Source organism: Streptomyces sp. NPDC059851, assembly GCF_042732005.1.
GTDB lineage: Bacteria > Actinomycetota > Actinomycetes > Streptomycetales > Streptomycetaceae > Streptomyces.
The window spans coordinates 20378-31601 of the sequence record NZ_JBHWJJ010000095.1 but is presented as its reverse complement, the minus strand read 5'-3'; the positions used below and the strand labels follow the sequence as shown (position 1 = coordinate 31601).

Below are 11224 nucleotides of genomic sequence, written 5' to 3'. Positions count from 1 at the left end.
TGCCGGACCAGCCCTGCCCGATCTGCTTCGTGTGCGTCACGTCCGTGCCCGTGCCCGAGTAGAGCTGGAGGGTCGCGTCGTCCTTGCGGACCCCGACGATGTCGGCCTTGCCGTCACCGGTGAAGTCGCCCGCGACGAAGTCGGACATGCTGTTCCAGCCGGTGCCGATCTTCGTGGTGCTCTTGAAGCCGCCGTTGCCGTTGCCGAGGTAGAGGTACAGGTCGCCGGTCGAGGCGTTGCGGGCGACGAGGTCGCCCTCGCCGTCGTTGTTGAAGTCGGCCGCCCTGATCTTGTCCATGCCGCCCCAGCCGGGGCCGACCTCGTGCGAAGCGAACTCGCCGTCACCGTTGCCGGCGTACATGCGCAGCTTGTCGTCACTCGCGCTCACGCCCAGCAGGTCGTCGTTGAGGTCACCGGTGAAGTCGCGGTCGCCCTTGCTGTACGAGGCCGGGGTCGCGCCGAGCGGCGTGACGTAGGCGCTGATGCGCTGGCCGATGGAGCTGGGTGTGTCGCCCACCTGCTTCTGCGAGGCGCTCACCGCGACGTCGGCGACCCGGTCGCTCCAGTTGCCGTGGGTGGTCATGATCGAGCCGTCCGAGTAGACGGCGGTGACCATGGCGACGTGCTGGGCCCAGCCGTTCGAGTACTCGAAGACCACGGCGTCTCCGACCCGGGGCTGGTACGAGGACGAGGTGTGCAGGGTGCCGTTCGACTGGCCGTAGGAGTAGAACGAAGAGGCCCGTGCGTCCGTCCCGCTGACGTTGAAGCCCGAGTTCTTCCAGACCCACTTGACGAAGTCCGCGCACCAGGGCTCCGCCTCGTAGCCGGTGGCGGTGTTGCAGCTCGTCAGGAAGCCTCTACCGCCGAGGGTGTTGATCGAGCAGGCGTGGTCGCCGACCTGTGCCCGGGCCAGGGCAGCGGCCTGGGTGGTGGTGTCGGCGAAGGCGGGGGCGGCGGCCAGGCTCAGGGTGCATCCCATGGCGGCGAGGGTGACACCGGCGGCGGAGAGGGAGCGGCGAGTACGAAACGACAGGGACATGACAGATCCTCGGGTCGGTGCTGCTGGCGAGAAGTTGGTGGTGCCCGCGCAGTCCGTATGACTGCTGCCCTGCAGGAGCAGCGGTCACGGCTGGACCGGGGCGGACGAAGAAGTGGAGCTCAGTGGCGCTGACACGCTGAGTGCAGCTGAGTGGAGCTGAGTCGGGCTGGGGACGCCGGGCTGGGGGGCCTACTGCCAGACCACGTCGTCGGTGGTGGCGACGACCGGCTTCCCGACCGGGGTGGCGGCCGCGGTGGAGTTCGTGGTGGCCGCTGCGGCAGCAGGGTCGGCGGCCAGGGCGATTCGGGTGCGGATGACGGCAGAAGTCCTTTGCTGAATCGGAGCGTTCGGGCGACCGGAGACCCGGTCCGTAGCCCTCGGTGATGCGTTCTCGGTTCTTGCCCGCCGGTCGGTGTTCCCTGCCGGCGCTCACTACTCTCGTCGCTGGTCAGGGGCCGTTGGAAGAGCTTCCAGGTGAACGCAATGGGCCTTGGCCCCTTCCGTCCCTCACCCGCTGCAGCAGGCGGGGCGCCGCTGCTGCGCAGCGGTCCGGCACCGGGCAGCTTTCACTCGAAGGAGATTGCGACCGGAGGGGCTTGAGTTTGGGGCAGGTTCCAGCAGCTGGTCTCTGGGCAGTTGAGCAGGGCGCGGGCGGGTTCGGTCGCCGCCGGACCGCCGATGCCCACGCTGCACGCTGACGGCACCGAACAAATCGCCGTCCCGTGCTCGGACGTGGAGATCGTCCGGCAGGACACCGATAGGCGCGGCGCCTTCATCGCCAAATTCGCCTCCGCTCACACGCTCGACGTCAACCTGCTGCCCAGGCCGAGGAACGTCGACTCCGCGCGGCTGTTGCGGTCGGATCTGGCACCGGATCCACCAGCAAGTTGCTGCGCTTCACCCAAGGCGAGCCGAAGCACCTCATGTACCGGGCGGTCGAGGGATGACTGGGCCGGGCGGTGCGTACGGCGTTCGGCTGGGTTCTGTGGAATCAGGGGGGCACGGCAGCAGGTCAACCGTGTGTCAGACGAAGCGTCGCGCGTCGATCCAGGAGGTCTCGTGACGGTTGTCGGTGACTCCCTTGAAATTGCGGGCAGCGACAGCCACACTTGGCCTGCCCTTTGCGGAGCTTGATGAGGGCAGCCTGATCGTCCTCGACTGCCTCTCGTTCCTCCTCGCTGAACGGGACGGCGGCGCGCAGGCGCTGAAGGTTCTCCTTCGCCTCCAGCAGCTGGCCCTCTCAGGCCGCCTTCGGGCCCTCCCCTCCGCGGACCAGCCGCCACGCCTCGGCGAACAGCTCGGGCAGCGTGCCCGGCGGCAGCTCGACGTCCAGCACCTCGGTCCCGGCGGCGGAGAGCCGGGCGCCGGTCAGGGGCGCCTTCCAGGACTCCATCGGCGGCAGCGGCTGCTTGGCGTGTGCCCACGGGCCGGGCAGGAAGAGGGTGCGTCCGGCGCGGGCCCGGCGGTCCTCCACCGCCAGGCCGTGCGCGAGCAGCTCCGCCGCGGCCGCCTTGTGGCGGGCCGGTGTCCAGGCGTTCCAGCGCCGCACGTTACGGTCCGACGGAACGGGGAGCGTCAGCAGCTGGAGGTGGAGGGCGACGGCGTCCTCAGACAGGCCGAGAGTGTCCGCGACGTCGGCGACCAGCTCGGGGGCGCAGGCGCGCGGATCGGACTCGTAGCGGCCCGCGGGCAGGTCGTCGGCGGTGATGCGGGACATGACGCGGTCGCAGGTGCCGTCGGTGAGCCAGTCCCAGCGGGCGCCGCCCCGTTCGCCGTGGACCAGGCCCGCGCGCATCACTCGGGCCGGCGAGTCACCGCCGGCCAGTACGGTGCGCAGGTGGCGGACGGCCTCCGGTGCCCCGGCACGGACGGGGTCGCCTGCAGGGAGGTCAGCGTACGCCCACGTCAGGCCGGTGAAGAGGGCGTCCGTGACGGTCTCGGCGTCGTAGCGGCCCATGACGTCCCACGCGGTGCGCAGGTGCCGGTGCTCGGGTGCGAAGGGCCATATGCGCAGGTGGAAGCCGGGCGGAAGGGTGGCGTTGGGCGGATCGAGGAGAAGGTGGCACAGGTGGGCCGCCGGCATCTCGGTCTTCAGTGCGACCGCGGCCTGCCAGGTGCTCCACGGCGCGGTCGGCCGGGCGCCGTGCTGCTCGGCCCAGGCGACGGCGATGCGCTCCGCGAGGCGGGCGGGGCCGCCCGGCTCCCACAGGTCAGCGGGATCGTGGGGCAGTACGTCGGCGAGCAGCGCGAGCCGCTCGTCGTCGTTCAGCATCGCCATCTCTCGGCGCGCCGATTCGAGTTCGGCGACCTTGAAACCGTACGTGGCACGCTCGTGCTCGTCGAGGAAGGGCACGCAGTAGCTCCCCCCGCAGCAGTTGCCGGCCAGGACGAGGGCAGCGGCGGGACGACTGAGGCCGGTTGCCCCGCTCAGGGCGAGGACGACGTCCGCGTCCACGGGGACCGGACCGCGCTCGCGGACGAGCTCCACGAGGCGCAGCAGCTGCTCGGGGGTGCCCCAACCGCGGTGGCAGTCGGCGGCGTAGAGCGGTTCCTCGGGGCGCGGGGCGTTCTCGGCGCCGGGGAGCAGGGCCTCGAAGTAGAGCGTCCTTCGTGCGGCCGGCAGGTGAAGGCCGAACGAGGCGCCGTGCCGGTCGCGGACGGTGAACGAGGTGGTCCCGGCGAGGCGGCCCACGCGGAAGCGGTAGGCAGGATCGGCGAACGGGGTGCGTGCCCACATCTCCAGGAAGTCGAGCAGCACCCTGCGGCGCTCCGGCCTGGTCGCGGCGGAGGCGGCGCGCAGCGCGAGTGCGCCCGGGCGTCCGACGAGTTCGGTCCAGCTGCCGGCCGCCGAGGGGCGGATCTCGCCGTCGCCCGGCCCGGGTGCCCAACTGCCTTCGATATAGCGGCCGATACGGATGATGTCGGCGCAGGAATTCTCGTTCCAGGAGCCGGAGGCCCTGACAAAACCCATGAGGGCGTCGGACAGCTCGAATCCGTTCCAGTTGCGGCGGATGGGAGGGACGGCTGCGACCGTCTCGATGTCGTTCATGCGTCCGATGATGACGGACGGTACCGACAAGCACGCCCGCCGGCAGCTTTTTCGCCCCCAGTCCCCCGCGCCTCCGTGGCCGCTGAGGAGGAAACCACGCTCTGAGCTGGTCGAACTGACCGCGACGACGCCAAGCAGTCGCCCACCGCTGCCATGGAACGGCCTCCCGAAGGCCGCCCCTGACCACTCCACGGACCGCTGCACTCCTGCCGCCCAGCCGAACCCGCACGTCAGACGGCAAGCTGGAACATTAGGGGGCGAAACAGGGGTCGGGACGTGTGGTCCTCGGGTTGGCGAGCGGGAAGCATGAGTGGCGGCATTTTTGACACACGTCCAGCAAATAAAGGAGTTGATTGTGCGACACCGTATTTCGGTCCCCCTCGCCCTCGGGGCTGCCCTCGCGATCGCCCCCATGGCGACCGCCTCCGCCGCCACCGCCACCGCCCCGACGACCGTCACCGCCGATCAGTGCTTCAACAACGGCGGCTTCTACGGCGGCTACAACAGCGACGCCAAGGCGTTCTGTACGCGCGGCGTGTACGACGGCATCCCGTTCGACAAGGACCCGCGCCAGGGCTGGTGCCCGGACGGACAGCACATCGTCTTCCGCTACCTGCAGGGCCTGTTCTGCGTACCCAACGTGCCCAACTCCAAGGGCTGACACACGGCGCGCGCGGAATTCGCGTGAACTGAAAGCCCCGCAGCGGCACCGGCCGGCCGCGCGGGGCTGTTCGCATTGGGTGAGGCAGTGCCCGTGACGACTCCGAGCACGCGCCGGGCAGAGCCGCCCAACCTCGCCCCTGGAGCCCGTCCTCGCGGCCGGCGGGATGAGTCACCACGCCCTGGCCCACCGAGTCAACGAGCCCTGCGAGCAGACCGGGCTGCTCAACGGAGTAGCAACCGGGCAGGCCGTCGCCGGTCGCGTCGACGGGGTTGGGTCGCTGCTCGCCGGCGAAGTTGGCCGGCTCGGGGCACGTCGGCGCCGCTGCCGGACTTGCCGGTCCGGTCCTCGACTTCAGCTGCAGGGCGCGGGACATGCCGTCGGCGGAGGGAGGGGAGTCCGGCACGGCAGAATTGGGTGGTGCAGTTCTTCATCCTTGGCGTCACCGAAGCGCGCGGCGAGTCCGGCGTTCCCCTTCCCATCGGCGGAGCCCGCCTGCGCGCACTGCTCGCCGCGCTCGCGCTCCGGGCCGGCGGGCCGACGGCCGCGGCCGTGGCCGACCTCGTCGACGAGGTCTGGGGCGACGGCCCACCCCAGGACGCTCCGGCCGCCCTCCAGGCGCTCGTAGCCCGGCTCCGCCGTGCCCTCGGTGGACGGGACACCGTCCTGACCGACCCCGCAGGCGGCTACCGCCTCGCCGTCGCCGACCGCGACGACGTCGACCTGCACCGCTTCACCCGGCTCGCCCGCGAAGGCCGCGCCCAGCTCACCTCGGCCGACGCAGACCCCGCCCGCGCCGCCGCAACCCTCCGCGCCGCCCTCACCCTGTGGCGCGGCCCGGCCCTCGCCGACCTCCCGGAGCCCGCCCGCGGCTACCACGCCGCCGCACCGGAGGCGCACCGCGCCGCCGCCTTGCGCGACCGGATCGAGGCCGACCTGCGCTCGGGCCACGCCGATCCGGCGGGGCTGCTGCCCGACATCGAGGCGCTGATCCAGCGGAGCCCGTACGACGAGACCCTGCGCGCCCAGCAACTGCGCGCCCTGTGGGCGGTCGGTCGGCGCGCCGACGCCCTCGCCGCGTACGAGCGCACCCGCCGCACCCTCGCCGACGCCCTCGGCACCGACCCGGGCCCCGAACTCGCCTCACTGCACGCGGAACTGCTGCGATCGACCCCCGGAACCCCGACCCCCGGAACCCCGGCCCCTGGCACCCCGGCCCCCGGGGCCTCGGCAGGCGCGTACCCCGGTCTCGCCGGTGTCGGCCCGGCCGGCGGGCCACCAGCCCCCGGGACTCCGGCTGTCGTGAGCCCGGCAGGCGGTACCCCGGTCTCCGGGGCCCCGGCCGCCCGGCATCCCGGCCCCGCAAGCGGGAACCTGCGGCCCCGCCTGAACTCCTTCGTCGGACGCGAGCCGGAGCTCGCCGCTCTCCGAGCCGACCTGGTCGGCCTCCGTCTGGTCACCCTCACCGGACCGGGTGGCTCCGGCAAGACCCGCCTCGCCGAGCAGGCAGCCACCGCCCACCCGGAGCCCGCCTGGCTGGTCGAACTGGCCCGCCTCGACCACCCCGCCGCCGTCCCCGGCGCCGTCCTCAGCGCCCTCGGCCTGCGCGAGAACACCCTCGTGGCCCGCGAGAAGGCCGCCGCCGACGACCCCGCCGCCCGGCTCGTCGACATGTGCGCCGACCGCCGCCTGCTGATCGTCCTCGACAACTGCGAGCACGTGGTCGGCGCAGCCGCCGAACTCGCCGAGCTGCTCCTCACCCACTGCCCCGGAGTGCGGATCCTGGCCACCAGCCGCGAACCCCTCGCCGTGCCCGGCGAAACGGTTCGCCCCGTCGGCCCGCTCCCGCCCGACCCCGCCCACCGCCTCTTCGCCGACCGCGCCGCCGCCGTCCACCCCGGCTTCACGCCCGACGGGGACCCCGCCGCCGTCACCGAGATCTGCGCCCGCCTCGACGGGCTCCCGCTCGCCATCGAGCTGGCCGCGGCCAGGCTGCGGCTGCTCACCCCGCGCCAGATCGCCGACCGTCTCGACGACCGCTTCCGCCTCTTGAGCAGCGGCGCCCGCACCGTCCTGCCCCGCCAGCAGACCCTCCGGGCGGTCGTCGACTGGTCCTGGGACCTGCTCGACGACCAGGAACGCACCGTCCTGCGCCGCCTCTCCGTCTTCGCCGGTGGCTGCGACCTCCCGGCCGCCGAAGCCGTCTGCGCCGACGACACCGACGTCGCCGACGACGCCTTGTACGTCGCCGACCTCCTCGGCTCCCTCGTCGACAAGTCCCTCGTCGTCGCCGCTCCCGACCCCGACGGCCACGGCATGCGCTACCGCATGCTGGAGACGATCCACGAGTACGCCGCCGAACGCGCTTCCGTGCACGCCCCCGACCACCACGCCACCGCCGGACGCCACGCCGCGCACTACCTGGCCCTCGCCGAGGAAGCCGAGCCCCTCCTGCGCGGCGCCGCCCAGCTCCACTGGATCCGGCGCATCGAGACCGAGCTCGACAACCTCCGCGCAGCCCTCCTGCACACCACCACCGCCGGCGCCAGCGAGACCGGCGAGCGGTTCGCCCTCGCGCTCGGCTGGTTCTGGTGGCTGCGCAACTACCGCACCGAGGGGGCGGAACGGGCCGGCCGGGTCCTGGAGACCTTCGCCACCGAGCCGCCCGAGGGCACTACCGCGTACTGGCGCTTCATGCGCCTGCGGATGCTCCACCTCTTCCTGCTCGCCGAAAGCCGGACCCCCGACGAATTCCGCACCCCCGGGAACATCGCCCTGGTCGACCGCATCCGGCAGGTCTTCCGGGCCGGCGGCCCCGAGGCCGCCCGCTTCCCCGGCATGCTCTGGCCGATGACCACGCTCCTCACCGGCAACGTGCCCGACCTCCTGCAAGGGCTCGACGAGGCGGTCGACAACTGCCGCCGGCACGGCGGCGACTGGGAACTGGGCCTCGCCCTCCTGCTCCGCACCCACGTGGCCATCGACCTCACCGGCGGCCTGTCCACCGTCGACGCCGACCTCGCCGAACTCCACGAGATCGCGGACCGCGTCGGTGACCGTTGGACCCGCGCCCAGGTGGCAGGGGCGGCCGGCGAGGTCGCGCTCTCCCGCGGCCGGTACGACCTGGCCCGCACCGAGCACGAGCAGTGCCTGCGCCTCGCCCGCGAGGTCGGGGCCCACATCGAGGCGCCCTTCACCGTGGCGCGCATCGCCGAGGCCGCCTTCTGCTCGGGCGATTTCGCCGGCGCCGAGGAGCGACTGGCCGAGGCGGCCCGCGAAGTCGACCACTACGGAGGGGTGTACGACGTCCGGGCCTACGCAGGCATGCTCTCCAGCCTCCTCGCCCTCGTCCGCGGGGACCTCGGGCGGGCCCGTGCCGAGTACGAGCTCGCCCGGGCCGCATCCGAAAGGTTCTCGGCGCCCGCACAGCTCATCGCCGGCCTCGACAACGTCGACGCCGTGCTGCTCGCACGCGAGGCCGGCCCGGAGGCCGGCCTCGCCGCCATCGGCCCGGCCCTGGCCGCCGCCGTCGCCGCGCACTGCGCGGAGCGCGTGCTGGCCTCGCTCACCGACACCGCGGCCGCTCTGCTGGCCCGGTCCGGCCGTGCCGCAGAGGCCGTACGGGCCCTTGCGGCAGCCACCGCCTGGCGTGCGGGGCACCCCCGTTCGGTCCCGGAGCAGGCCGCCGTCGGCACGATCCCGGACGACGCCCGGGCAGTGCTGGGCCCCGACCGCTACCAGGAGGAGGAGGCTGCGGGCGCGGCACTCTCCCCGGCCGAGGTCGTCGCCCTCCTCACCGGCAGCTGACCACGGGGCGCCGCCGTCGGCTCCGTCCGGTGGGGCCGTGGCCGCGCGACCATGCGCATCCGCGAAGCGGGCCGAGCACGGGTACTACGTGCTCGGCCCCGACCTCGGCGGGGGTGAGGCGGACACCACTCGGCCGTACCGCCACCGGGCCGTGCGCCGTCGGGACCCTCGGTCCGGCGGCAGCACCGGGCCCTTGCCCCTCAGCAGTCCCGGTCGTAGGTGTGGAACCCGCGGCCGGTCTTTCGGCCGAGCAGCCCCGCCTGGACCATGCGCGACAGCAGCGGGGGCGGGGCGTACAGGGGTTCCTTGAACTCGTCGTAGAGCGACTCCGCGATGGCGGCTACCGTGTCGAGGCCGATCAGGTCGGCCAGCTTCAACGGGCCCATCGGGTGGGCGCAGCCAAGCTCCATCCCCGCGTCCACGTCGGCGGGGGTGGCGAAGCCGGACTCGGCCATCCGGATCGCCGAGAGCAGGTACGGCACGAGGAGTGCGTTGACGACGAAGCCGGCCCGGTCCTGCGCGCGGATCGCCGTCTTGCCCAGGACGTCACGGGCGAACGCCTCCACCGTCTCGACGGTCTCGCGGCTGGTGTGCAGCGAGGAGACGACCTCCACCAGCGGCAGAACGGGCACGGGGTTGAAGAAGTGCAGTCCGACGACCCGGTCGGCGCGGCCGGTGGCCATGCCCAGGCGCATGACGGTGAGGGAGGAGGTGTTGGTGGCGAGGACGGCCGTCGGATCGGCGACGATCTTGTCGAGGGCGGCGAACGTCTCGATCTTGACGTCGGCGTTCTCGGTCACCGCCTCGATGACGAGCTGCCGGTCCGCGAGGTCCTCCAGGCTGCCGGAGAAGACCAGCCGGGTCAGGGCGTCCTCTGCGGCAATGCGGTCCAACTTGCCGCGCTGGACGGCTCGTTCGAGGGAGACGGCAACGCGCTCGCGGGCGGCCCGGGCGGCGGTGGCGTCGGCCTCGCAGACGACGGTGTCCAGTCCGGCGCGGGTGCAGACCTCGGCGATCCCGGCGCCCATCTGACCTCCGCCGACCACGCCCACCCTGCGGATAGCGGCGTTCATGACCGTACCTCCGGGCGGCGCACCAGGTGGCGGCTGTAGGCGTCGGGGGTGAAGAAGAGCGGGAGTTCCGTGGCGAGCGCGGTGCGCTCGAACAGCTCCCGCACCTCGTCGAGGGCCGCCCAGGGGTGCTCGGCGCCGAAGGCGGCCAGCTCCTCGTCGAGTACCCGTAGCACCGTGTCGCGGTCGAGGAGCCCGTGGCGCAGCCACTGCCAGATCTGGACCCGGGCGATCTCGGCGGTGGCGGCGTCCTCCATCAGACCGTAGAGGGCCACGGCGCCCTGGCCGCGCAGCCAGGCCCCGAAGTACCGCACTGCGACGGCGACGTTGGTGCGCACGCCCCGTTCGGTGGGCGGGCCGCTGGTCCGCCGGACGGAGAGCAGGTCCGGGGCCCCCACCCGTACGTCCTCGCGGGTGCGGTCGAGCTGGTGCGGGTGCTCGCCCAGGACCCCGTCGAAGACCTCGCGGCAGACCGGGACCAGGCCCGGGTGGGCCACCCAGGACCCGTCGAAGCCCTCTTCGGCCTCGCGCTCCTTGTCGAGGCGCACCTTCGCGAGGGCCGGGTCGCTGGCTTCCGGGTCCTTGCTCGGGACGTGGGCGGCCATGCCGCCGATGGCGTGGGCGCCGCGCTCGTGGCACGTGCGGACGAGCAGCCCGGTGTAGGCGCGCATGAAGGGCGCGGTCATGAGGACCTCGGCCCGGTCGGGGAGCAGGAAGTCGGTGCGGTGCCCGAAGGTCTTGATCAGGCTGAACAGGTAGTCCCAACGGCCCGCGTTGAGGCCGGCGGAGTGGTCGCGCAGCTCGTGGAGGATCTCCTCCATCTCGAACGCGGCCGTGATCGTCTCGATGAGGACGGTGGCGCGGGCCGTGCCGCGGGGGATGCCGAGGAGGTCCTGGGAGAAGACGAAGACGTCGTTCCAGAGCCGCGCCTCGTAGCGGTTCTCCAGCTTGGGGAGGTAGAAGTACGGGCCGGACCCGGCGTCGATCTGGCGCTGCGCGCAGTGGAAGAAGTACAGCCCGAAGTCGACGAGCGAAGCGGGCACGGGCCGGCCGTCGACCTCCAGGTGCTCTTCCAGTAGGTGCCAGCCGCGGGGCCGGACCACGATGGTGGCCAGGTCCTCACCCAGACGGTACTCCTTGCCCTCGGGCGTGGTGAAGTCGATCCGGCGCTCGATCGCGTCAAGGAGGTTCAGCTGGCCGCCGATGATGTTGTCCCAGGTGGGCGCGGTGGCGTCCTCGAAGTCCGCCATCCACACCTGCGCACCGGAGTTGAGTGCGTTGACGGTCGTCCGCCGCTGGGGCGGTCCGGTGATTTCCACGCGGCGGTCCTCCAGGCCAGGGGCCGGCGGGGCCACGCGCCAGGTCCGGTCGTTCCGGACGGCGGTGGTGGCGACGGGGAAGTCGAGGGGAGATCCGGAGGCCAGGCGGATGGCTTGCCGGCGGCGCTCCTTGAGCAGTCCCTGGCGGCGGTCGCCGAATGCCTCGGCGAGCCGGGCGAGGAAGTGCAGGGCCGCGGGGGTCAGGATCTCGTCGTGGCGGTCGCCCGGGGCCGCGAGGACGCGCACGGCGCGGGCAGGGGCACGGGTGGTCATCGGAGG

The 11224-nt window shown here is 72.8% G+C and carries 6 protein-coding genes; 2 read left to right on the top strand and 4 right to left on the bottom strand.

The features are described 5' to 3' along the window. Both ACFV7Q_RS27090 and ACFV7Q_RS27085 read right to left on the bottom strand, forming a co-directional pair. Positions 1 to 1039 (bottom strand): FG-GAP-like repeat-containing protein (locus ACFV7Q_RS27090; protein WP_385432108.1); only part of this gene is annotated, 1039 nt, incomplete at its 3' end. Between the two features lie 1240 nt (positions 1040 to 2279). Continuing rightward, on the bottom strand, positions 2280 to 4088 hold the full coding sequence (locus ACFV7Q_RS27085) for a hypothetical protein (RefSeq protein WP_385432107.1): 1809 nt from the start codon (positions 4086 to 4088) through the stop codon (positions 2280 to 2282). A 355-nt stretch (positions 4089 to 4443) separates the two neighbouring features. Here ACFV7Q_RS27085 and ACFV7Q_RS27080 point away from each other — a divergent pair, with 355 nt between their 5' ends. Together ACFV7Q_RS27080 and ACFV7Q_RS27075 are read left to right on the top strand one after the other, a co-directional pair. After that, a complete protein-coding gene (locus ACFV7Q_RS27080; RefSeq protein ID WP_385432105.1) occupies positions 4444 to 4749 on the top strand; it encodes a hypothetical protein in 306 nt (101 codons plus the stop codon). A gap of 420 nt (positions 4750 to 5169) precedes the next feature. Next, complete coding sequence (locus ACFV7Q_RS27075; protein ID WP_385432103.1) at positions 5170 to 8556, top strand: BTAD domain-containing putative transcriptional regulator; 3387 nt, start codon at positions 5170 to 5172, stop codon at positions 8554 to 8556. A 200-nt stretch (positions 8557 to 8756) separates the two neighbouring features. On the opposite strand, the gene ACFV7Q_RS27070 is transcribed toward ACFV7Q_RS27075, so the two are convergent. Beyond that, a complete protein-coding gene (locus ACFV7Q_RS27070) occupies positions 8757 to 9629 on the bottom strand; it encodes a 3-hydroxybutyryl-CoA dehydrogenase (RefSeq protein ID WP_385432101.1) in 873 nt (290 codons plus the stop codon). Further along, positions 9626 to 11218 carry a malate synthase A gene (gene aceB / locus ACFV7Q_RS27065; RefSeq protein WP_385432112.1) on the bottom strand — a complete coding sequence of 531 codons (1593 nt, stop codon included), beginning with the start codon at positions 11216 to 11218 and terminating at the stop codon, positions 9626 to 9628. The genes ACFV7Q_RS27070 and aceB overlap by 4 nt, the downstream gene beginning before the upstream one ends. Between the last annotated feature and the right edge of the window lie 6 nt (positions 11219 to 11224).

Excerpts from the sequence above, each read along its gene's own strand:
- ACFV7Q_RS27085 (WP_385432107.1), bottom strand. The coding sequence starts at position 4,088 with ATGAACGACATCGAGACGGTCGCAGCCGTCCCTCCCATCCGCCGCAAC.
- ACFV7Q_RS27070 (WP_385432101.1), bottom strand. The coding sequence starts at position 9,629 with ATGAACGCCGCTATCCGCAGGGTGGGCGTGGTCGGCGGAGGTCAGATG.
- aceB (WP_385432112.1), bottom strand. The coding sequence starts at position 11,218 with ATGACCACCCGTGCCCCTGCCCGCGCCGTGCGCGTCCTCGCGGCCCCG.